The sequence below is a fragment of the Clostridium zeae genome (assembly GCF_017312485.1).
GTDB lineage: Bacteria > Bacillota > Clostridia > Clostridiales > Clostridiaceae > Clostridium_AR > Clostridium_AR zeae.
In genome coordinates, this window is record NZ_BMBA01000002.1 from 992,856 (window position 1) to 1,017,381 (window position 24,526).

A 24,526-nucleotide genomic window follows, 5' to 3' on the forward strand; every position below is an offset into this window, starting at 1 on the left:
TTTTTAACATTTACTTTTAATATAAATTATCAAGTAGACTACCGCTCTAGTAATAAAAAACGCTTATATAAACTTTCTAACTTTTATTTATGCGTTTCTATACAATCAATAATTTTTTCATTATCAATTTTTAATACGAGTGAAGTAGCTTTACTCTTTAAATTATAGTAATAAACTCCACAGGGTATATTGGTATCACTAGCAACAAAATAAAAACCTTTTCCATCTGTAGCAAAACATATCTTCATTATATCTTTATAACATTCTCCAGTACTTAAAATAGATTCTACTTTACTATCATTATTCAAATTTATTAATAAAACCTGCTTCTTAAATTTGTGCTCATCAAGGTTAACTACTTCCCCAGTTAATATTATTGCTGCTTGACTGTTGGGAGACATAGATACATCTACAATCTCATTTTTTATTATCCCATAGTTTTTCTTATTATAACCTTCTGCATCCTTTAATATAATTTTATTACTGAAATAAAGATTTAAATTGTGAGTTTTATTAGCTTCATCTAAAGCTTTAAATTTCTCTTCTTCAGAATTTTGTAGCACTAACATTGAGTCAGAAGAATTAGCAAAATCAAAAAACTGATTTGATAAATCTTGCTCACTCTTATCTAATATTCTTAACTCGTTAGTCTTTATATTATATATTGATAAACTAAAATTTCTATGGTCTTTTTGCACAGTTCTTAAATAAATCAATTGATTTTTGTAATTAATTTTCATGAAATCAACATTAATAATTTTGTTGTCTTTTTCAGTAGTAAGTTGTTTTTCCTCATTTGTAATCAAGTTTCTTTGAAATAATTGCGCATATTGATTTACATCATTTTTTGTAAAATATAATACTTTACCATCATCAGATAAAACTGCAGTTGGATAACATGTTTTATTTGTACTATAAATTTTTTTTATATTTTTACTTATAATATCATATGTATAATAATTAATAATCTTATTGTCATTATTAGGAGTAGAAATTATGAGTAGATTTTTATTGGATTTTACTTTAAATACATTAAAGATCAACAATATTAAAATTATACTTATAATAATACCAAATAATATTTTTCTATTTCTCATATTTTATATACCTCATGTTCAAATAGATATAGCTTATCTTTATCTTCTAATATAGTTTAATTACATAATTTTAATTTTTTACAGTTAAAACCCTATTGAGGTTGATATAATTTAATATCTACTAAATTTATAATTCAGTTCAAAGAAAAACTGTATTATCTTATCTTAACAATAGGTTAATAAGAATAATACAGTTTTAAACTTGCAAACAGATTAGTAAATTTCCTTAAGCAAATAAATTTTTTTTACTATCTTAATTTTTAGTAATGATAATAGTACCCATTATGAAGGAGCCCAGTGTCAACTGGATCATCAATACCAAACACGTCCGTAAATATATATCTATTCCAAATATCAACTATTCTTTTTTCAGGTTGTGCTTGTAAAGCTCCAATATCCCATTTATGGAATCCTCCCCATATTCCGCTATCACGATCCTGTACCTTTATATATGTTCCTAAAGGACAGTTATCAAACATTTGATCTGTAGCACAGTCATAATCACTTAATACATGATTGGATTGGCCGTGTACATCTTCATACCATGATATCGCTCCGTAATTAGAATAATAACCACTGCTAGAAGCTGAAATCATGCTATCTGCAATTTTAGTTTTAGTATTATTATCACTATATGGTTGTCCATTTATTTTAATAAATGTAGGATTGCCAAGACCGTCATAAGATACTGTCATCCCTGGTTGCGGTTTAGGTAGAGAATTATTTATAGTTGTACACTTATCAATTATGTGTCCTTTTAATATAACCAATTTATTATTAGTATCATATTTGATATTTGTACCTGGTTCTGCTTTAGATGGGATAGTATCTATTGTACTTTATAGTTGCTGCTTGTGCTGCTTGCGTTACTTGTCCAAAACCAATAATGGTTACAAAAGACAAGACTAGTGAAACTTTTGTTATAAACTTATTTCTCATAAAAACACATCCTAACTATTTTTTCCAATACATGCATTGATTACATTATATATTATAAAATATACAAGTAAAGTGTTCTTTCATATTTTTGTAAAAAAGAAACTACATAAGAGCATTTATTCATATATTATTATGAATACCAGTTATATTTTTAATAATTTTATACATATTAAGTTATTCTTTAGTTACATAATCAATACTCTTTGTAATTAATGGTAATAATAGTTAATTTATTAAACTAACATATATTTTTTGTTACTTAAACTTGTATTTTTATTATAAAATATAATATCCAACAGTAATATAGTTGAAAATGTGGTATAATTCAGATATACTTATGAAAAATAAGTTTTATAATTAGGTTTTTATGCTTTAATTTAATGCATAAATTCTACAAATTTAAGGATGTAAGATTATGAGAAAGAATATAACATTAATTATAATTGCTGTGTTAATAATATCTATTAGCGGGTGCTCTAACACAACAAAAAACAATAAAAATATAGGTGATAATTCAGTAATTTCAACTAAAACTCCATCGAATCAAGAAAATAACATTGCAGATAAATCTACTGATGATAATATAAAAGGTTTAGAAAAATCATTTAAAGAACCAACTGATTTAAAGAAACCTAATATTGAAGATGCTAGAAATTTTAAGCAATCTCTTAAAAATGGTAGTGTAATAATGATTTCAAAATATAATAATGATAAACTTGAAGTATACAATATATCGATGTTGGACAAATTTGTCGATTCGTTTAACCATGGTAAAAAAGACTATGTATGTATAATAAAAGGAACACTAGGTAGGAACGATAAACTTTCGGTAAATAAGCTTGCAGAGTATGAAACTGATGGTAAACTCATCAAGAGTATAATTTATGACACATACGCTAATAAAAATAACTTTGTGCAAGCGACCCCTATATATTTTCCTAAAATAGCAAAGACATCCTATGGTGATGCAATTAGATATTCCATTCTAGAAAATAAGGATACTCCGGATGATATGGGAGCAACTATTATAAGCTTTAATAAGGGTGATATAAAAAATTGAAATTTAACTAAAAGAAGCTGTGAACTAATTATTTAGTCATACAGCTTCTTCTTATATTAATATAATAGTTTTCTCAAGATCCTTACTTCTATTTAAGTTTAAAGTAACTCAACTTTCACTAAAAATCTTTTGCCAAATCTTTAGCCTTATTTATTGTACCATTTACTATTGCATCTACATCTTGACCCATAACATCCAACATCTCTGCTGCAACTGTGATAAAATCTGTTACTCCAAAGAAGCCAAAAATTGTTCTTATGTATCTATCACCCATTTCAAAGTCTGCAGCTGGACCTTCTGAGTAACCACCACCTCTTGATACTATATTGATTGCCTTCTTTCCTTGAAGCATTCCAACTGGACCTTGCTCTGTATATCTAAAGGTTATACCTGTAACACTTACATAATCTATATATGCCTTTAATATTGCAGGAATACTTAGATTCCAAAGCGGTTCAGCAATAACATATTTATCAGCTTCTGCAAATTGATATGCATATTTCAACACTGGATGTTTCTTGCTTTCCTCATTCTTCGGACCAAAGACAGAGCCAAGATCTTCATCTGACAAAAAATTAATATCCTCTTTGTAGAGATCTAAAGTTATTATCTCATCCTTTGGATTTAGTTCTTTATACTTTTCAATAAAACTATCAGATATCTTAAAAGTTCTTGATGCCTCATTTGATTTGCAATTTGCTTTTATATATAGAACTTTGCTCATTTTGTTCAACTCCCTTAAATAATATTCACAATACTTATATTGCTCTTTTTTTTTAATAAATACACTTATGTTATTACTCATATTTTTATAAATTTTAACCAATTTCTATGGAATTTTCTATTTTTTATGTTATAATATTTTCTATAAAATGATACATTTTAAACTTTTATTAACATAAAAAATAACTAATTACACCTTTCACTCGTTTCTTAAATATTTCAATTTATGATTTATTCTTGTTTATCGTTAAATTGTTCCAATACGAAAATATAGTTTACAAATACTAATATAAGAATAAAACAATTTTATTAACTGTAAGATCTCTTATATTTAAATCTATACAAACAACTCAAATGATTATCCTCAAGTCAAAATTATGCTAGTTTCTTTATGTGATTACAGATTAAGTGATTACATTTCTAAATACATCAGTAGAATCTCTTTTCATTAGATCATATATTTTTTAAAATATCTTAAATCTCTATTAATTTTCTTTAAATGGCTCTTTTTATTTTCACAGCTGTAATCTATTAAAACTTTAAATAGATTTGAAAAATATATAATAGGAGGATTATAAAAATGATCACTAAAGTATTTAAAAAGAAATCATTGCTTCTTTCACTTGCATCCTTAGTTGTCATAGGACAAGTAGGTCTTTTCGGTGTTTTTAAGCCTGAAAAGGCATTGGCGGTTGGAAGTGTATCCAAAAAAGGAGTTGCTTCTAACTACTACTGCAATAACGATCTTACTAAACTTAGTAACCTTAATGTAGGTTGGTTCTACAACTGGTCAACTAATTACAGCTCTACAACTTCCACAAACATGGAGTATGTACCTATGGTTTGGGGAAGAGATTATGTAACTTCCTCGAATATTACTGCTCTAACTCAAGGTAAAGCTTCAGGAAAGTTTAAAAATCTTTTAGCCTTCAATGAACCTGATTTAGCTGGTCAAGCAGCTATGTCTGTTGATGAGGCAATAGGTTACTGGCCTCAACTTATGAATACTGGCTTACGTGTTGGAAGCCCTGCTCCAACTACTCCTGATAATGGCTGGCTTGATAACTTTATGAATCAAGCTAACAACAAGGGTTACAGAGTCGACTTTATTGCCCTTCACTTCTATCCTGACTTCACAAACCCTAATTCAATAAATGACATAAAGACTAAGATAACTAACGTATATAACAAATATAAAAAGCCAATTTGGATCACAGAACTAGGTACAGTGGATATAAATGCATGGGGTATAAAAACTAGTGCTCCAGTTTCTCAACAAGCTGCTGATTCCTATATGCAGAGCGTCGTAGCAATGCTTGAGAGTCTTCCTTTCGTTGAAAGATACGCTTGGTTCATGGATAAATGTCCTACTGATCCAGTAACAAAATATTCATCTTTATATGATAGTAGTGATAATCTTACAAGCATGGGTAAAATCTATCAAACAGTAACTGTTAACAATGCTATTTTCTATCAAGATGCTAATTATGGAGGAACTTCAGTAGCTCTTCCAAAAGGAAACTACACTATGGCTCAACTTAATGCTGCTGGAATCCCAAATGATTGGGTTTCTTCTCTAAAGGTACCTTCTGGCTGGACTGTTGAGCTTTATCAGAATGATAATTTTACAGGTACAAAATGGACCTTTACATCAAATAGCTCTTACGTAGGTTCTGCAGTTAATGATCAAGCAACCTCTATCAAAATTTATTAATCCTATGGAGGACTAATTATATGGGGAAAATGAAAAAGTTTCTACATTTTATCCTTGTCGCACTTTTTATAGGAGCATTAGTACCTATTTCTAGTGTAAAAGCAGCAACAGGGGTAACCTTTTACCAAGACGCTAACTATGGTGGAACAGCTGTAACTCTTGGTGCTGGTTCTTACACCCTATCTCAGCTTAATGCTGCTGGCATTCCTAATGATTGGGTATCTTCCTTAAAGGTTCCTTCTGGATGGACTGTTGAAATCTATCAAGATGATAACTTTACAGGTACAAAATGGACCTTTACAGCAGATATCTCTTATGTTGGTGCAGACTGTAATGATAAGATGACTTCTGTTAAAATAACAGCTCCTGCAACAACAGTTGCAAACTCAATCTATTCTGTGGCAGCCTCTTCAGTACCTGCTCCATCAGGAAATGGTGTTATGACCTTTAGAGTACTTAATGGTACAAATGGTGCTTACGCAGACAGTAGCGTATACTGGGCAATCTTCGGAATCGATCCAACTACAAACAAGTGGTGTTATGTTGACATAAATGGAAATCCAATTCCTCTTACAAGTGCATTAAATGATGCAACTGGACACCTTACAAAAAACAATGTCAACTATGCAAATGTATTCTATACTATTAGTCAAAAACAATGGGTTAACCTTCCAAAGCTTAATGGTGCTAGAATGTATCTTAGTCTTGGAAGCCCTTGTTATATTAGAACTTATGATAATGGCTATAACTGGCCAGATGTAAATAATACATCTGATCCAAATAGAAACATTTATTTTGACTTCGTTGAATTCACTCTAGATGCTAATGGATATCATGGAAACACCACTAGAGTTGATGGATTTGGCTTCCCAATACAACATAGACTAATCAACAAATCAGGAAGCTTTGATAGAACTGTTGGCGAGTTAGAAACTGAGACTCGTTCAGGTTTATTCACAAAATATGCAAATGAAGTACCAGACGCTTTCAAAGAATTAGGCACTCTTCAAGCTCCATATAGAATATTACCTCCTTATAGAGGAAATAACTTCAAATCAGGTGGAGCTTATGCAAACTACTATGATAGTTATGTAAATCAAGTTTGGAGCACTTATACTACTAAAAATCTTACCTTCAATTGTTGGAGTGGTACCTTTACTGGACATGTTGTTGGAAATGACTTTGTGTTTAGTAAAAATGGAGGCTCTTCTAATATATACATTCATGGTAAACCATCAACTTACAATATACTTGCTGGAGCTGGAAACCTAGTAACAGGAACTGATGACGAGAAGACAGCTGAATATCAGCTATGCGCAGCTCTTAACAGACATATAGTTGATGATCCTGCTAACTGGAACAATGCTAGCTATTTATATAAGGCTTCACCTTCAAACTACTATTCTAAGTTCTGGCATGATCACAGCATAAACGGACTTGCTTACGGCTTCTGCTTTGACGACAGCCTTGCAGCATATCTAGATGTAAATGATCCTAAGGGACTTGTTGTTAGAGTTGGTTGGTAAATCCTTGTTTTAGTACAATAATCCTGTCATATATAATTTTGTAATCTCTAAGTATAATCAAAATAGACATAATAGACAAAAAGCATAAGCTATATACCATCTAGCTTATGCTTTTTTTCAATGTACCTTACTTTATTATCTCTACACTAAACTTTTCATCACAGTGCAATTCAATATTTCCTGCCCAAGTACATGCTTTTAGGTCCTTCAAGGTTCCATTAAAATAGCCATTAAATTCCTTAGGAATCTTAACCTTCAGATTGCTCAAGCTTTCTTTTAAGGAAAGATTTCTTTCAGATTTATATTTTCTTACTTCCGAAACAATACCTTCAATTAGTTCTCCAAATTCAAGTATTTTCTCTTTTTCTGTATCTATATCAATACCCCACTCTAAATTATGAATAGAGATATCTTTTTCAAAAGCTCTAAAATATTCTTGATATATCTCTTCAGTGATATGCGGAACGTATATGGAATAAAGCTTCAGTATTTCTAAAAGACTTTTATATAAAGCATATTGAGCTGATTTCCTCTCATTGCTTCCATGTATTTCAGGCTTATATAATCTATCCTTTATTATTTCTAGATAATTATCACAAAAATCACTCCAGAAAAATTCATCTATCTCTTTTTTAGCTAGACCTATCTCATATTGATTTAGATATTCTTCCATGGTTTCTTCTATGCTTTTAGCTTTTTCAATAATCCAGCTATCAATGGGTAACAGTTCCTCTGGCCTTTCTCCATCGAAGTCTTGAAGCTGCATAATACAAAAGCTTGCTGCATTCCACAGCTTAGTGATAAATCTCTTAGACTGCTTAAGTTCCTCTTCAGAAAACATAGTATCCGTACCAAGCCTTGCACCTGCAGACCAATATCTAAGTTCATCAGCTGAATGTCTATCAATAAGATCCTTTGGGGATAAAGTACCATTATTTTTTGATTTACTTATCTTTTCTCCTTTTTTAGCTAAAACAAACCCACATATCATTATATCTTTCCAAGGAAGCTCTCCTGTATGAAACAGGCTTCTTACTATGGTATAAAAGGCCCAAGTTCTAATAATCTCATGAGCCTGAGTTCTCATTCCCATTGGCATAAGCTTCTGAGATAAATCACTATCACCCTTCCAGTCTGAATTTATCATTGGAGTTAAGGAAGATGTAGCCCAGGTATCAAATACAGCGGTCTCAGCGGTAAATTCATTGCATCCACAAGAACAAATAGAATGAGGCTTATATTCCATTGGGTTTATAGGAAGTTCTTCGTCTTTTGCAAATATAGGCTTACCACATTTATTACAATACCAAAGTGGAAATGGAACTCCGTAATACCTCTGCCTGGATATACACCAGTCCCACTTAAGATTTTCAACCCAGCTTATATACTTAGCTTTCATAGAAGCTGGATACCAATTTATGCTATCTGCAGCTTTTAGATACTTTTCTTTTTCACTTAATATATCAATATACCACTGCTTTGAAGGAATAATCTCTATTGGTTTTCCACATCGTTCATGAACTGAAACTCTATGACTTATATTATCGCTCTTTCTTAAAAGGTTATTATCCTTAAGAAGCTCTATTATTTTTCCCCTTGCACTTAATACCTTTAGACCTCCTAAATATGGAACACTATCAGATACCTTCCCATTCGTCTCTACAATCTTCTTATAAGGCAATTTATGCTCTTCATACCACTCTAAATCAGTTGTATCTCCAAAGGTAGCACACATTACTATCCCAGTACCCTTTTCTAAGCTTACCTTTTCATCTGGGTAAATAGGTATTTCAAAATCATATAATGGTACTAATGCTGTTTTTCCTATATACTTTTTATATCTCTCATCTTCTGGATTTATAAATAAACATACGCATCCATATAAAAGTTCTGGTCTTGTGGTTGCAACTATAAGCTCCTCATCTTCAACCAAGAAAGGAATATAATTAAAGGTACTATCTTTATCTACTGTTTCTAGTTCAGCTTGTGCTATGGAGGTTTGACAAGTAGTACACCACAAAACCGGTGACTGCTTTATATAAGCCTTTCCTACCTTTGCCATATCTATGAACGCCTTCTGAGATATTTTTTGCACTCTTTTGTTAATAGTCTCATATTGGAGGCTCCAATCTACACTAAAGCCCATTGCTGTCCAGAGACTTTTAAACTCTTCCTCATACTTTTTAGTGGTATTTAAGCATTTTTCAATAAATTCACTTCTAGGCATAGACGATGCTCTAATACCTTCTTCTTTCTCTACAAGCCTTTCTGTAGGTAGCCCATTGTCATCAAATCCAAAGGGATAAAATACATTTTTCCCCTGCATTCTTTGAAATCTTGCTATTATTTCAGCCTGAGTATAGGAAAATATATGACCTATATGAAGGCTTCCGCTTATAGTAGGCGGTGGTGTATCTATTGAAAAAGTTTCTTTATTACTATTAAAATCATATCTATATATCTCATTATCTTGCCAATATTGTTGCCATTTATTTTCAACCTCTGATGGGTTATATTTTTTACTTAACATATTGATTCCTCCTAGATATAAATTTTGGTTTATACTGCAGAAAATCGTGCACTATTTTCTGCAGTATCCATTGGTAAATAATTTTCATAGTTTTTAAAATTAAAACGACCAGTCATTATTCTGAACAAAAGAAAAGTTTATAATTTTTTATAAAAATAAAAAAACCTCCGTCCTAAAAATATAGGACGAAAGATAATCTCCGTGGTACCACCTAAGTTTGTACTGATGTACACTCTCATTATAGTGCGGGCATTTTATATTGCCGATACTACTTCCCTTTTAACAGTGGGATCTCCGTTAAAGCCTACTCTCTTACAGATTTCGGTTTACAGCTCAGAGGCTACCTTCATCATATACATCATGGGAAATTTCCACCAGCATTCCCTCTCTTTATTTCTGTTATACAACTACTCTTCCTCTTCAAAGCCTTTATTTATTAAATTATACATATATTATCAATTATACATTACACTGTCAACACCTAATTTGTAGTTTTTATATTATATGTTATACCTAAAATATTAGTGAAATTAAGTGATTAGATAGGAGATGCCATTTGAGCGAGATATTAGAATTAAATGATTTTCTCAGATGAAGTGACGTTAATAAACTGTACTGTTTGAACGTAGTGAGTTTACAGTTTTAGCCATGTAATTTGACAAAATCATATTAATTCTTTGCGTAAGCTCATTAAAGCATCTGATAACTAAGCTCTTAATTTCAACATGTTATTTTAACTCTGCCAATATTCATTATATGCTTTATATTTAATATTATTGAACTTTTATTTGTTTATATTCATTTTTTATAATTATTTAATCTGGTAATATTTTTATACAATAATGCTTGCAAAAGTATATAAAAATATATTAATTATAAAATAAATATGAAGCAAGTAAACCTAATAAAAAAGTATACGTTGCTTATTATACGATTCACTATAATGGTCTATCGCCAAAAATCAATCAAATTGAAAAGTGGAAATCTACAGGTTCCAGAGGTACAATGTTCTTATATGACTGTTTTATGCAGTGATCTTTGAGATTACTGATATACATTCTCTGCATATGCGGTCTATTGGGAAATGCAAGGAAGGTGACATATATGAAAACGAATCGTTCTTCATCCGCATTAGGCGAATTCATCAAATCGCGTAGGGAAAAGCTGCAACCTTCGGAGGCTGGAATACAACCACTACCTGGACGAAGGCGTACTCCTGGACTTCGAAGAGAAGAGGTCTCTTATCTTGCTAATATGAGTGTGACCTACTATACTTGGCTAGAGCAAGGCAAAGAGGTTAATCCTTCCCTTGAAGTACTGCTAAATATCAGCAATGCGCTACAGCTTGACGAAGATGAACAAAAATATCTGTTTGATTTGGCAAATGTAGACCAGGCGAACGCCGGTACCATGCCGATTAGCGGAGGAACGGATACCGAACTTTTGAAAAAAATTGTAAATCAGTTGTACTATCCTTCTTTCATCACAGATGAAAGTACGAATGTTATTGCCTGGAATCGTGCAGTAGAGCTAATCATAGCGGATTTCGGCAGTTTTCCGGAAAGCGAACGGTATGTGTTGAACATTATGTTTTTTAAACCAGATTACCGCAAAAGACTTGTTAATTGGGAAGTTTTTATCCGTTACTCTGCAGCAATTCTGCGAGCAAGCTTTGACCGCTACAAGGACAATCAATTGTATATGGAACGGCTAGAACGCTTGAGGCTGGAAAGTAAGGACTTTGCGAATTTCTGGGACCTTTATGAAGTTAAGCAAAAACATGTGTCAACTGCTTTATTTCGTCTTCCAGACGGGCAGGAGATGGAGTTCGGGATCCACTCCGCGGCTGCAATAGATAATGTTCCAGGTCTGCGCTGGTGTTTCTTCGCCCCTGTACCAGGTTCAGGCACAGAAGAGAGACTATTGCGTTTGCTAGAACAGGACAGCCTCCTTAAGCAGAACAATTAATATTACATCTGAATTGAGTAATCATACAGTCTATGATTATAGACTGTTACTCTCATTAATAGTATAAACGTGCTGAGGTTAACTCCCTCCAGTTGCAGGTATAATATAGAGAAATGTAACAATTGGAGGTATTTAAAATGCAAACATGGTTTATTACAGGAGCGTCAGGAGGCTTGGCTTCATGTATAACTCGTCAATTACTTGAAAGGGGTGACCGTGTTGCCGCAACGGTACGTAAGCCTGGTGTGCTTGATGATCTGAAGGCACAATATGGTACCCAATTATGGCAAGCTAGATTAGATCTCACAAACCCGCAACAAATTGCTGAGGTGGTAGAGCGTGCATTTACAGACCTGGGCACAATCGATGTGTTTGTCAATAACGCAGCCTATGGATTGTATGGTGCTGTTGAGGAAGCAAGTGACAAGCAGATAGAGCATCTGTTCATGACCAATGTACTTGGATCACTGCGTGCTGCACGCGCAGTTCTGCCTTTTTTCCGTAACCAGGGCAACGGGCACATTGTACAGATTTCTAGTATGGCGGCTCATTATTCTATTCCTGGTATGGGGCTGTATTGTTCTTCAAAATGGGCAGTCGAAGGTGCCTTTGAAGCGCTAGCCAAGGAAGCAGCACCCTTCGGCATTAAAACGACCATAGTGGAGCCCGGCGGGATTCGCACAAATTTTGCTGCTGGAAACGCTGTATTCGGAGAGCGTATGGACATATATAGAGATATGGAAGCTGGTCAACTAGTTAGTATGATAAAAGGTGAAGTTCCCGGCTTAAATATTGACATGCTTAAAAATATGGTTATCGGTGATCCTGATAAAATGGCACAGCAGATTATACATCGTGTTGATCAGGGAGATGGTCCAATACGTATGGCACTGGGAAGTGACGCATATAAGAAAATCAGGGCGACCCTGTTGGAAAGATTAGCTGCATTGGAAGCACAGGAAGAACTGGCTTATTCCACTGATGCAGATGATGTTGTAAAGCAAGTTTAAAATATCAAAGCCACTCCTTACAATGGAGTGGCTTCTTTGTGCCCTTATACTTTCGCTATATTTAACAAACGGTGCCGCTTGTAAGCAAAACTAAAATATATAAGAGTTCAATTTATTTTGCCGTTACTTGCGATACGGTTCTCCGTAACTATTCCAAGTGAGGTTTTTCCACAATTCTATCAATTCTAGAAACTAAGATCTTCTCCATTAGTTGCTATTACTTTCTTGTACCAATGAAATGATTTTTTCTTATTTCTTTTTAAGGTTCCATTTCCTTCATCGTCCATTTCTACATATACAAAACCATATCTTTTTTTCATCTCTCCAGTTCCTGCAGAAACTAAATCAATGCACCCCCATGGTGTATAACCCATTAAGTCAACACCGTCTAAAGTAACTGCCTTTTTCATTTCTGCAATATGATCTTTGAAGTATTGTATACGATAATCATCCACCACATATCCATTTTCATCAGGCTTATCAATAGTTCCCATCCCGTTTTCAACAATAAATAGAGGTTTCTGATACCTATCATAAAGTTCAGATAAAGTGTATCTTAACCCAACAGGGTCAATAGCCCATCCCCACTCCGTTTTTTTAAGGAAAGGATTTACATCCCCCATTTGCCCGCCAGTGTCTGTATTCTGAACGATTTCAGTATGATATACACTGCTACGGTAATAACTAAATGATAAAAAGTCTGAAGGGTAATTCTTTATTATTAAGTCATCCCCAGGTTCTTTTTTTATGGTTACTCCCATCTCTTCAAAAAAGCGGTCTGCGTAAGATGGATAATATCCCCTCATCATAATATCAGAGTAAATCAAAGCTCCTCTTCGATAATCCAATGCTCCAAATATATTTTCTGGTTTACAATCTTTCGGGTAAATGCAGCTTAAAGCAACCATACAACCAATTTGTGCATCTTCAATGATTTCGTGACAAAGTTTATTAGCAAGGGCACTGGCAACAAACATATGATGCTTTGCTTGATAGCGCATCTGAGCTGTAGCTTCTCTAGTCCCCATAAAGGCGTAGCCATTTAGTACATTAATTTCGTTAATAGTAATCCAATATTTAACTAAATCTTTATACCTAGTAAATACCTCTTTGCACATTCTTAAAAAACAATCAATGGTTTGACGACCACCCCAACCATTATAATGTTCAGCCAAATAAGCAGGCGTTTCAAAATGATATAGCGTAACTAATGGTTCGATATTATATTTCTTGCACTCATTAAAAACATCTTCGTAAAACTTTAACCCTTCTTCATTTGGTTGTTCCCCTTCAATTCCACCATTTGGGAAAATACGAGACCAACTAAGAGATAGGCGGAAACATTTCAATCCCATCTCTCCAAAAAGAGCAATGTCTTCTTTAAAATGATGATAAAAATCAACAGCTTTATGACTAGGATAATAAACAGATTCATCGATATAGCCTACTGCACCTTCTGGTATAGTGTCAATTTTGGGATCACCAGTAGGTCGACGGTTTACCACTTTTTTTGTGCCGTCTTTTAACTGGATTGTAATTTTCCTTGGACGATCTGCAGTTCCATTAGTTATGAAGTCGCTTGTTGCAAGACCCCGCCCGCCTTCATTATATCCACCTTCATATTGATTTGCAGCTGTAGCTCCACCCCATAAAAAATTTTCTGGAAAAACTTTTTTCATTGAAATTCATTTCCTTTCTAAAGTACATTACTTTTTTTGATTTTATAAAAACAAAAACTGCCCAAAATAAGTTGGGCAATCCTAAAAATGGATCTGCATTAAGCCTTTTTGATAAGTTTATACAAATCAGTGATTTCACTGGCCATATCTTTAAGGGCCATGGAAGTCATAAAATGGTCTTGTGCATGAACCATAATAAGAGAAAAATCAAATTCCTCTCCGCCTGCTTCCTTTTGTATTAAGCTAGTTTGAAAATGATGTGCCTCATTTAAAGCAGTATCTGCTTCTATCAATTTTGCTTCTACTTCATCAAAATTGCCTTCTTTCGCTTTTTGGATTGCTTCCATTGCCGAGCTTCTTGCGTTCCCAGCGTGAAGGATTAATTGAAATGCAATATTATATAGTTCTTCTTTATTCATAATTAAAGTCCTCTCACTTGTATTAAGGAGGCAGGCAATAGACAAATATATACCTGCCTCACTTTCTTTAGTTAGTCAGCCCTTCCTCTTCTCTCTTCTTCGCCTTATCATAGATTCTGAAGAAAGGAGTATAGATTAGGAATGAAATAAAAATATCAACTACATTCATCACTGCTCCCGAAATATGTCCACCGGATGCAAGATAGCCTGCGATAATTGGTGGCGTTGTCCAAGGGACTGCAATACCTGTAGGTAACGCTACCCATCCAAAATTCATTGCAATAAAAGTTACAATAACGACAACAAGTGAAGTAATGATAAATGGAATAATCATTATCGGGTTTAACATTATTGGCAATCCAAAGATTACTGGCTCGTTTATGTTAAAAATAGCAGGAGCTATTGATAAACGACTAAGACTTTTCATTTGCTTTGATCTAGCAAAGATTAACATTGCAAGAACTAAGCCAAATGTTACACCCGTTCCACCGATGTGGATAAAGTTATCCCAGAATTGCATAGTAGCAACATGTGGTAGATGTTGGCCAGCTTGATATGCTGCAACATTGTCACCGGAAGCACTAAGCCAAATTGGTTCCATAACACTTTTAACAATGTTTGTACCATGCAATCCAGCCCCCCATAGTAATGTTACAAAAAATTCAGCAACAAGGGATCCACCAAGAGTAAGTCCCACCATTTTTAACGGATCACCTAGAATTGTGGTAACTAAGCCATTAATCGTTCCATAATGAGTGGTTTCAACGAGTAAACGTACTCCCCAAACCAAAAGAATAACAGCAAATCCTGGAATTAAAGCTGCAAATGATTTACCAACAGTTGGCGGTACACCATCTGGCATTTTAATAATAATTTCTTTTTGGACGAACCAACGATAAATTTCTGTTGATATAATTGCAATAAGTAATGCAACAAACAAACCTTTACTGCTTAATAATGCTTTTGAAAGTGCACCGGTTACCATAACAGCATCTTTAGCTCCGGCTGCCTTAAATAGGAAATTAAATGGTGTTGTTAATAAGAAGGCAGACACTGAAATAGTACCGGCACTCAACTTATCAACCTTATAGCTTTCAGCTAATCGGTAAGCTACAGCGAATGCAGCAATGAGCGACATGATATTGTAAGTTGCATCTACCGGATAGTTTAAACTATTTTTCCAGCCTGCGCCGAAAATAGAACTCATCCATTCTGCATATCCATTAACTGGAAAGTTGGCCAAAATTAGAAATAATGAACCAATGATCATGAATGGCATAGTGGCAATCAGACCATCACGGAGCGCCAATAAGTGTCTTTGCGCACCGACTCTTGCTGCAACAGGCATTACCTTTTGTTCTAGAAAGTCGTTGTATTTGCTCATTTTCTTCTTCCCCTCTTAATTTATTTGTTATTTACTAACTTTATAGCAGTTTTTAGAACTTCTTCGCCATTACACATCCCGTAGTGAGTTGGGTCAATAGTATCTACTGGAATACCTTTCTCATCCCCTAATGCTTTTATTTTTGAAAGTAGATATCGAACTTGTGGTCCTAAAAGAACGACATCCGCCTTGTCAATGTGTTCATTGATCTGAGTTGCCGGAGCAGCCCAAATTTTCCCTTCCAAACCTTGTTTTTCTGCGGCCTTTTCCATTTTGGTCACAAGCAAACTTGTACTCATCCCAGCTGCACAACATAATAAAATATTCATTGTTTCTCCTCCTATAAAAAGTTTTTTAATAAAATAAGTAGCCAACTATCTAAACTGCATCAATTGACAACCTTTTCATTTTGCTTTGATTACTTGTTGTTTATAGTTTATTCTAAAACTTATTTGTTTTACAGAAAGGATTTTTCCGTTGATAACGGAAAAAGGTATCCTGCTATGAATATCACTTCTGTTTTATATTGCACTCTTAAGTTTTAATACTTTGTTTATTGAATTTAACTTACATTTCGTTATTTACACCCATTTACAAGCCTTACTATATCTTCAGCTGATCCGCTCCTCAGAACTTTTTGGACCATTGTTCTGTTTTCAACTAAAGCAATGAGCCTTCGATACATCCCTTCCAGGTCTTCCTTAGGATTTTTTCCAATGTTTAACAAACAGATAAATTGAACCATATTCTTACCTGCCCATTCTATAGGCTTTTTTAATGTGCACACAGTCCAAAATGTTTCCTCTGTTTCTGGTTCGAATGGATGAGGAATGGCAACAAAATTTCCAAAGCTAGTTGCAGCGATTTCCTCCCTTTCAAATACAGAATTTACATAATCCTTAGAAACAAGTTTTTGTTTGTGTAATTCTTCACACATAAAACGGATTACGCTTTCTTTGTCATCAAAGTTTTTATGAATAAAAACTCTGGATTCATCTAGATATCTGCGTTCCTCGGAGCCTTTTACAGACCTCAGTTTCTCCTGAATACTTACAATATCTTCCCCTCCTAAAAAAGTATGAACAACTTGCACGGGAACTCCTATATCTTCTTTTAATGGAATCGTACTAATAATAAAATCAATTGAGGATAGATCGTATTCATTTAATTGATAGTAACTAGTTGTGGCCACAATATCTATTTCATCTTTAAATTCATTTTTCAAACGATAGTACAATAATTTTGCGCTTCCAACACCTGAATTGCAAACCACAATTACTCGTTTTGTCTTTATTTGGATTGCCTTAATTCTTTCTAATGCCACGCCTATATGTAATGCAATATAAGCAATTTCGTGTTCTCCTACTTCGACCCCCAAGTAGTGCTCTATACATCTGCTAGCAATGGCGGCACCTTGAAAAGCACTAGGATATTTCCTTTTAATGTCGTCTAATAATGGATTCCGAATACTCATACTATAGCGTAATCGATTCATTGCGGGTCCTATGTGCATAATCATGGCTTGAATGAATTCAGAGTCCCCATAAAAATCCCAATTAAAATTGGTTTTCAATTTTTCCAGCATACAATTAATGATGGTGCGTAAATTATCATTTTCGCTAGATTCATTTAAAACATTCTTATGAATTAATTTTGTACCTAACAAATGCACGATAATATAATTAATTTCAGCTTCCGGAAAAATTTTACCGGTAAACTCCTCAACTTCCTTAACAATTTCATTAGCTATTATACTTTCAAATGGATATTTTCCAATTACATCATGTTCGAAATTTTCAATGACAAACCCTTCATCAATCCTTTTGCATCCAATGGCAATATGAGTTGCCAAATTTTCAAGTGTAATGTCCGAAATTTCAAATTCATATTTATTTACCTTTTTTATAATGATTTCCCTAATTTTTTCAAACAGATTTTTATCCAATAGTTGTAGGGACTTACTGTCAATGTTTAAGTTGTTATTTCGACTTAAAATATAATTTGAAAGGCATATCCGCTTCATATATTCATCGCCCTCCACATGCATACCATAATGCGGTGTCGAAACTAACTTCAAATGATAACTCTCCAATATTTCACGGACCATTTTTAAGTCATTTTGCAACTTAGGCTTAGAAACAAATAGGGATTCCTCAAGACTTTCTAATTTTACTAGGTCCTTTCCTAATAACAATCGCCTTAATATATATATAACCCGATTTTGATGTTCGTAAAGATTTGATTGAGTATCATCCATAGAGTCTTTTTCATTAAGAGTAAATTCTTTTTCAAAAGTTGCAAAATCCTTTACTTTTAATAAATAGCCTTTTCCACGAAACGATTCAATAACAATTCCTAACAAAGCACTTTGTGATTGAAGTTCTTTGATCTCAGTTCTAATGGTTCTGTCACTTACTCCAAGTTCTTTTGCCATCCATTCAGACGTAACAGGGTCTTTTGACTTCATTAAAGACAACACGATGTCTTTTTGGCGTTTCGAAACCACTTTTCGGCCCCCTTTTCTATGTTCTTTTCTTAATCGATATTTACGTCCTTATTTTTATACTGCTTGAAAGCGTTGTCAAGTAAAAAATCTTACTTTTATTGAAGTATATAGAAAAAAAGCATTTATTTCAGGATTTTAACACAGCAATTCTTATGTCTAATAGTGAATATTTTTGATATATTATTTTTTTTATCTCTTAGGAATGTTTTCTCCAATTAGTGAAATTAATATTCTTACAGATAATCATGTTAGATAAGGCAATGAGAAAGGCTACAATTCATCAAGGACCTACTATTAAAATAGTAAGTCCTTCAATACTTCCATGGCAAAAAACCTCATTTACTTATAGTACGGTTCACCTTTAATAATCCTATAAGAGTAAAATTTAAACATTTATTGTAGAATACATTTCAGTATCATGTCTTTAACTTCTTCTCTTGTAAGTACATCATCATCTTCGAATTCTTTAAGAGCTTCTAAGATAACTTCCTTTTTCGGAACTTCAGCAATCTCATTAAATGTTGTTGCAATTCCATATTCCTTATAAACACTTTCTGTTGCAGCAATTCCTTCTTCTATTACCTGTATTTTGCTCTTAGAACTTGGATCTACCTTCATCACATTAACAGCATAGTTATACACTTCATCACTATAATGGTATGAAATAGCCCTTAGCCATTTAGGAAAGATTACAGCTACAGCCTGACGATAGTTTACATGGAATAATTCTTCTGCAATTGTTTCACAGCCATAAAGGGACCATGCACTTTCTTTTCCACATCTTAGCATTCCAAAAGTATTAACTGCAGATGCCCACATGAGATTAGCTCTTGCTTCATAATCCTTGGGATTATTTATGACAATTGGCACACTATTCAACACTGTTCTCATCACAGTCTCACAAAAGCCTTCAGCAATTTTACTGCTTCCTCCAAAATAATTTGAGAATAATTGTGCAAAGGTAACTAGAGCACCGTAAGCAGTTTCTTTCTGATTTACTGAATAGGTTAATTCAGGATTTAATATAGCAAATGAAGGATACTTACCATACAAAGAACCACGTGCTCCGCTTTCATGATCTTCTATTTCAGCTGCTGCATCAACTTCTGAACCACCTGAAGGAAATGTAGGAATTTCCCCAACAGGTAACATTTCTTTATCCTTAGGTGAAAGCTCTCCTGAAAGATACTCCCAAAGATTATCATTTTTAGCACCAAAGGCAATGATCTTTGCCATATCCATGCATACACTACCGCCTATACCAAGCACTACATCTACAGCTTCATCCTTACACATTTTTACCGCTTCCAATACCTTTGAATAAGCTGGAGTTACGTTTCCTCCAAAGTCTACATATGAAATTTCATTTTTAATAAGTACATCAGTAATCTTTTCATAGTTTCTGCTAGACTTTAGAGAATTCCCTCCGTAGACAAGCAGAACTCTATTTCCATATTTCTTTATTTCTTCTGGAAGCTTTTCTAATGCATCTCTTCCAAAATGTATTGTAACTGGATTGTTATACGAAAAATTCAACATATAATTCCCCCCTTTTACTTTAGTCAATTTCAATTAGTTCATACTCTCTTGACCCAACACCTAATCTTGCTCTTTTTGATGTCCGTGAATAGCTTCCGTGCCAGCCTCAATTGCAGTCTCATAATATCCTATCTTGCGAATAATAGTTTGCATAACTCTATTTAATTCTTCCATTTGCTTTTGAACATCTTCTTTTCTTTCAAGAAAAATATCCATACGCTCCTTGAGGGTGCTATCGCCTTCTTCACACAAATCCATATAACGCTTTATATCTTTTATAGACATTCCAGAATTCTTCATACAAGTTATGATATCTAGTCTTTGAAAATCTTCATCTTTGAAAACCCTAGTTCCATTTGGTTTCCTATCTACAAAAGGAAGAAGTCCTTCCTTGTCGTAGTAACGCAAGGTTGGAACCGTAACCCCCATTTTTTCTGCAACCTGTCTAATTGTATAATTCATGATGGCCCTCTTTCTTACCTTAGTTATTATTAATCATAATTTTTCTATGCATCCACTAGTAGATCTAAATTTTAGAAAACATTCCCCTTTGTAATCTAGCTCACCCCATTCATATTCATGTACTTCCCTAAAACTCTGCTCCCTAACTTTAAATTTTATCCAACTGCCACTATCTAATTCAAAAACTAAAATTAAATCTGTATTACTAGTAATAGCACCATTCACATGCACATCAGTGTGGATATCTCTTGTTTTCATAATGAGTCTCGCCTTAGTAGATAATACTGGCAAATTTTCTTTATTTCCGTATATTCTTATTACCTTAATAATTATAAAAGCTATAAATAAAATAAATATAATCTGGCCCACCATCATATAATCCCTGTATTTCCACAAACCTTTTTATATAGTTCAATTCCTTTTTTCAGGCGAGTAAGTCCATCTTCCAAACGCGCGCTTGGACATGCGATGTTCATTCGAATAAAACCTCTTCCAGATTCTCCATAGGATTGGCCGTTAGAAATATATAGTCCTACTTCACTGCGCAAGAACTCGCATAGACAGGTTGTATCCTGTGAAATTCTGCTACAGTCAAGCCACAAAAGATAAGTAGCATTTGAAGGAACAAGATATAATTCCGTTAGTTCAGATGCTATGAACTTCTCTACAACTTTTTTGTTTTCTCCTATATAGGAGCGAAGCTCGTTCAGCCACTTTTCTCCTTTAGTGAAGGCTGCAACTGTAGCTTCCATGGCTATTGCATTTGGTTCGGCCACTTCATCTGTATTTAGCGCCTTATTTATTTTGTGCCTTAGGACCTCATTTGGCACTACAACTGCTGAGGTCTGTACTCCAGCTATGTTGAAGGTTTTTGTAGGTGCAATACATGTTATACTGTTGTTTGCACACATTTCAGAAACAGAAGCAAATGGAATATATTCATGCTGTATATCAGTCAAATCACAGTGAATCTCATCTGATACAACAAGCACATTATGTTTAAAGCATAGTTCCCCAATTCTTTCTAAGGTCTCTTTATCCCATACCTTTCCTATTGGGTTTTGAGGGTTGCATAGAATCATCATGGTTGTTTGTGGATCAGAAAGTTTATTTTCCAAATCTTTAAAATCAATGTTGTATTGTTTTCCATCGTATAGCAGCTTATTCTCTACAATATTTCTGCCATTATTCACAATAGAATTAAAGAAGATATTGTAAACAGGCGTCTGAACAAGTACATTTTCCCCCACAGATGTCATTTTCCTAACTGCACTAGAGATAGCCGGCACAACTCCTGTACAAAAAATCAACCATTCCTTATCTATATAAAAATTGTGTCTTCGCTCCCACCAGTTACTAATGGCCTGATACCATTCATCTGGAACAATTGTATAGCCTAAAATTCCTTTTGCCACTTTTTCCTGAATTGCTTCTATAATTTCTGGGGCTGTTTTAAAATCCATATCTGCCACCCACATAGGTAGAACATTTTCATTCACATCCCATTTGAGAGAATTCGTATTACGTCTGTCCGTTAATGCCCCAAAATCATATTGCATACTTTATCTCCCCCATTATAACCTGTGTCTTATTAGCATCTATCTTTGTCTCATCCATAATCAGTTCGCCAATCCCTTCTGCTCGGATTATACCGCCAGACGGGTTCATAACACTATCAATTTCACTACAAATCTGTACATCTACTGTAGAATATTCAAATGCTAGAGTAGTATTCAACAATCTACAATTTTTCATCACAAGATTGTCAATATAACATAATCCCTGCAAGCTCTCAATTGTGCAATTTACAAAGGTCAGATTTTTTGAATTCCATCCCAGGTATTCTCCAGAAATAAAAGAATCATATACCGTCACATTTTCACAGTTCCAGAATGCATCCTTTGACAGCATTTTTGCATTATGGATTTCGATGTTTTTTCCTCCGTCAAATGAATAGTTCCCAACCAACTGAAATCCGTCAATTTTGATATTTGAGCTGTTCATACCAAAATAATCACCCTTGGCTGTTACATTTTTAAAAGAAATCTCATCACAGTTCCATAAAGTCTCACCAGCATTAGGTATGTTTACATTCTCTAATTTAATCCTTTTTGCACGTCTAAAGTTCTTAGGTGCTTCAATTATAGTATTAACTACTTCAATATTATCTGTATACCAGATTCCTGAACGAGCCATTTCAGATAATATACTATCCTCTACCACAATATTTTTACAATACCATAGTGGATATTTCCACTTAAACATACTGTGATCTATTTTAATATTTTCACTCTCCTTCAAAGGAGATTCTCCATCAGCAAAGGTGGAATAGGAAACCTGCAAATCCTTGCCATGGAATAATGCCCTTTCACCTGTCAACAGCTGTTGTTTTATTAGCTTCATAATTCTACTCTCCCATTCTTTACTTCAATATTTACGACTTTCAGTAGTCATCTAGTACTTATTAATCATAATTAATTACATCTACACCCCAATGATAAATGATAAAGTTAACTTTAGGTCAATACCTAATTTTAAAAAAACACAAAATAGAACAACAAGAGCCAGTTTAAATGGTAGCCCCTCATTTAAACTGGCTTTGCTGTTAAATAATCCAAAGAAACTCTTTCCTCAATTCACGTATTTCCCATCAATACATTATCAATCTCACTCCAACAAATACTAGCAGAAGCATTAGAAATTTCATAGATACTTTATTAATCTTATTTGTGAACTTAAATCCTAACCATTCCAAAGGAGCTACCATTATTCCTATACCACAAGTAATAAAGCCTGCACCTATTAACTTAGGAAAAATAGAGTGAGCACTCATGGAAATACCGACTATAATAATCCATACTCCCATACAAAGAAAACCCAATGTTTCTCCTATTGAATTCCCACAATATACATGAAATGATTTAAAAATTATTTCAATTATTTCTTTCTTTTCAGTAGTGATATTCATATTTATATATTCTTTTGATAATCTATCAGCTAAAAATACCCATCGCATTAAGCCTAAAACATAAAAAATACCTGATGCTATACCAAAGGTTTCTCCAATAATCAAATAAGGAGTATCATTTTTATTTAAAATTGTATAGAATATTGCTGACATTGGAATAAGCATTAATGAACTTAATGCAAAGAGACTCCAAAAGAACTTCAGTTTTACTCCTCCTTCATAAAATTTGTTTAATATAATATCACTGGACTCCCTCAATATTTGAGGATAATTAAAAATCTTAGTAACCCCAATTTGACTTATAGTGAATCCTAAGGCCACCATAATAATAAAAGCTCCTGAAAACTTGTAAAACGTAATAATACTCATAATAAATTACTCCTATCCATCATATTCCAATAGTGTTTAGTTACTAAACACTATCACAAAAAAATAATCATTTTTGATCTAGAAAATTTTCTAATTCATTTAAAATGTCTAAAAAAGTCTCCATATTTTTCTCTGATAAGTAATCCAATCGTTGTGAAATTTCAGCATATAGTTCTTTATGGTATTCCTCATGCCCTTTATATACAATAACTCCTTTTTCTGTTAGTTCTAAAGCCACTTCGTTTTCAGTATTAGATACCATTTTTTTGTTTACCAGACCCTTTTTCACTAGTTTATCTATCATCTGAGAAACAGCACCTTTAGTTATCGCTAAATATTGAGCTAATTCAGTAACATTGATTCTATTATTTTTTCCTATGGCTTCGATTGTATGAGCTTCGGACCTGTATAACAAGTCTTTTGTTCCATAATACTTGGGTCTTTTTTCTGATTTATTATATTTATTCATAACTTGTTCGAATTTATGTATCATAACTTCTGCATTTATTTTTTCAGGCATTATCTCATCCCTCCCTATGTTTAGCAACTAAACACCATAGTATACCAATAATATATTTATGTCAATACATTGATGGTTTCCTAATTCAACTATCAATTAGTTACAAACTTTAA

22 protein-coding genes and 1 other annotated feature are annotated in these 24,526 nt (G+C 33.5%); of the genes, 5 read left to right on the plus strand and 17 right to left on the minus strand.

Features of this window, described 5'->3' with window-relative positions:
* Window positions 1-83: 83 nt before the first annotated feature.
* The 3 genes from J3477_RS13870 to J3477_RS26310 all read right to left on the minus strand — a co-directional run bounded on the left by J3477_RS13870 (window position 84) and on the right by J3477_RS26310 (window position 2,036).
* Window positions 84-1,097 carry a hypothetical protein gene (locus J3477_RS13870; protein ID WP_206870536.1) on the minus strand — a complete coding sequence of 338 codons (1,014 nt, stop codon included), beginning with the start codon at window positions 1,095-1,097 and terminating at the stop codon, window positions 84-86.
* A gap of 260 nt (window positions 1,098-1,357) precedes the next feature.
* On the minus strand, window positions 1,358-1,867 hold the full coding sequence (locus J3477_RS13875; protein ID WP_206870537.1) for a hypothetical protein: 510 nt from the start codon (window positions 1,865-1,867) through the stop codon (window positions 1,358-1,360).
* Window positions 1,868-1,910: 43 nt separating this feature from the next.
* A complete protein-coding gene (locus tag J3477_RS26310) occupies window positions 1,911-2,036 on the minus strand; it encodes a hypothetical protein (RefSeq protein ID WP_284691997.1) in 126 nt (41 codons plus the stop codon).
* 415 nt (window positions 2,037-2,451) lie between these two features.
* Between J3477_RS26310 and J3477_RS13880 the strand changes: the two genes are divergently transcribed.
* Window positions 2,452-3,096 carry a hypothetical protein gene (locus J3477_RS13880; RefSeq protein ID WP_206870538.1) on the plus strand — a complete coding sequence of 215 codons (645 nt, stop codon included), beginning with the start codon at window positions 2,452-2,454 and terminating at the stop codon, window positions 3,094-3,096.
* 118 nt (window positions 3,097-3,214) lie between these two features.
* Here the strand turns inward: J3477_RS13880 and J3477_RS13885 are convergent, their stop codons facing one another.
* Complete coding sequence (locus J3477_RS13885) at window positions 3,215-3,820, minus strand: FMN-dependent NADH-azoreductase (protein WP_206870539.1); 606 nt, start codon at window positions 3,818-3,820, stop codon at window positions 3,215-3,217.
* A gap of 579 nt (window positions 3,821-4,399) precedes the next feature.
* Between J3477_RS13885 and J3477_RS26115 the strand changes: the two genes are divergently transcribed.
* Both J3477_RS26115 and J3477_RS13895 read left to right on the plus strand, forming a co-directional pair.
* Window positions 4,400-5,533 carry a glycosyl hydrolase gene (locus J3477_RS26115; RefSeq protein ID WP_228731279.1) on the plus strand — a complete coding sequence of 378 codons (1,134 nt, stop codon included), beginning with the start codon at window positions 4,400-4,402 and terminating at the stop codon, window positions 5,531-5,533.
* Window positions 5,534-5,553: 20 nt separating this feature from the next.
* A complete protein-coding gene (locus J3477_RS13895; RefSeq protein ID WP_206870540.1) occupies window positions 5,554-7,059 on the plus strand; it encodes a beta-1,3-glucanase family protein in 1,506 nt (501 codons plus the stop codon).
* A 127-nt stretch (window positions 7,060-7,186) separates the two neighbouring features.
* On the opposite strand, the gene J3477_RS13900 is transcribed toward J3477_RS13895, so the two are convergent.
* Window positions 7,187-9,589 (minus strand): valine--tRNA ligase, encoded by a 2,403-nt coding sequence (locus tag J3477_RS13900; protein ID WP_206870541.1) that lies wholly within the window; start codon window positions 9,587-9,589, stop codon window positions 7,187-7,189.
* 178 nt (window positions 9,590-9,767) lie between these two features.
* Window positions 9,768-10,022: a binding site (T-box leader), on the minus strand.
* A 671-nt stretch (window positions 10,023-10,693) separates the two neighbouring features.
* On the opposite strand from J3477_RS13900, the gene J3477_RS13905 reads away from it, so the two are divergent.
* Window positions 10,694-11,557 (plus strand): helix-turn-helix transcriptional regulator, encoded by an 864-nt coding sequence (locus J3477_RS13905; protein WP_206870542.1) that lies wholly within the window; start codon window positions 10,694-10,696, stop codon window positions 11,555-11,557.
* A 137-nt stretch (window positions 11,558-11,694) separates the two neighbouring features.
* The gene (locus J3477_RS13910; RefSeq protein ID WP_206870543.1) at window positions 11,695-12,567 is read left to right on the plus strand and encodes an SDR family oxidoreductase; all 873 of its coding nucleotides are present in this window, start codon (window positions 11,695-11,697) and stop codon (window positions 12,565-12,567) included.
* Between the two features lie 185 nt (window positions 12,568-12,752).
* Here the strand turns inward: J3477_RS13910 and J3477_RS13915 are convergent, their stop codons facing one another.
* From J3477_RS13915 to J3477_RS13970, 12 genes are all read right to left on the minus strand, one after another.
* Window positions 12,753-14,246: a family 1 glycosylhydrolase gene (locus tag J3477_RS13915; protein ID WP_206870544.1), complete on the minus strand. Its 1,494-nt coding sequence runs from the start codon at window positions 14,244-14,246 to the stop codon at window positions 12,753-12,755.
* A 98-nt stretch (window positions 14,247-14,344) separates the two neighbouring features.
* Window positions 14,345-14,665, minus strand: coding sequence for a PTS sugar transporter subunit IIA (locus J3477_RS13920; protein ID WP_206870545.1), 321 nt, complete (start codon window positions 14,663-14,665; stop codon window positions 14,345-14,347).
* 67 nt (window positions 14,666-14,732) lie between these two features.
* Entirely contained in the window at window positions 14,733-16,049 is a 1,317-nt protein-coding gene (gene celB, locus J3477_RS13925) for a PTS cellobiose transporter subunit IIC (protein WP_206870546.1), read from the minus strand.
* 20 nt (window positions 16,050-16,069) lie between these two features.
* Complete coding sequence (locus J3477_RS13930) at window positions 16,070-16,378, minus strand: PTS sugar transporter subunit IIB (RefSeq protein ID WP_206870547.1); 309 nt, start codon at window positions 16,376-16,378, stop codon at window positions 16,070-16,072.
* Between the two features lie 248 nt (window positions 16,379-16,626).
* On the minus strand, window positions 16,627-18,555 hold the full coding sequence (locus J3477_RS13935; protein WP_206870548.1) for a BglG family transcription antiterminator: 1,929 nt from the start codon (window positions 18,553-18,555) through the stop codon (window positions 16,627-16,629).
* A 393-nt stretch (window positions 18,556-18,948) separates the two neighbouring features.
* Entirely contained in the window at window positions 18,949-20,094 is a 1,146-nt protein-coding gene (locus J3477_RS13940; protein WP_206870549.1) for an iron-containing alcohol dehydrogenase, read from the minus strand.
* Between the two features lie 60 nt (window positions 20,095-20,154).
* Entirely contained in the window at window positions 20,155-20,556 is a 402-nt protein-coding gene (locus tag J3477_RS13945; RefSeq protein WP_206870550.1) for a MerR family transcriptional regulator, read from the minus strand.
* Between the two features lie 33 nt (window positions 20,557-20,589).
* Entirely contained in the window at window positions 20,590-20,931 is a 342-nt protein-coding gene (locus J3477_RS13950) for a DUF2500 family protein (RefSeq protein WP_308483209.1), read from the minus strand.
* Window positions 20,928-22,115, minus strand: a complete 1,188-nt coding sequence (locus tag J3477_RS13955; RefSeq protein WP_206870552.1) for a MalY/PatB family protein — start codon at window positions 22,113-22,115, stop codon at window positions 20,928-20,930. The genes J3477_RS13950 and J3477_RS13955 overlap by 4 nt, the downstream gene beginning before the upstream one ends.
* Window positions 22,105-22,959, minus strand: a complete 855-nt coding sequence (locus J3477_RS13960; protein WP_206870553.1) for a DUF3737 family protein — start codon at window positions 22,957-22,959, stop codon at window positions 22,105-22,107. Before J3477_RS13960 ends, J3477_RS13955 begins: the two co-directional genes overlap by 11 nt.
* A gap of 247 nt (window positions 22,960-23,206) precedes the next feature.
* Window positions 23,207-23,893, minus strand: a complete 687-nt coding sequence (locus J3477_RS13965; protein ID WP_206870554.1) for a DUF4386 family protein — start codon at window positions 23,891-23,893, stop codon at window positions 23,207-23,209.
* A gap of 67 nt (window positions 23,894-23,960) precedes the next feature.
* Window positions 23,961-24,413, minus strand: a complete 453-nt coding sequence (locus tag J3477_RS13970) for a MarR family winged helix-turn-helix transcriptional regulator (protein ID WP_206870555.1) — start codon at window positions 24,411-24,413, stop codon at window positions 23,961-23,963.
* Between the last annotated feature and the right edge of the window lie 113 nt (window positions 24,414-24,526).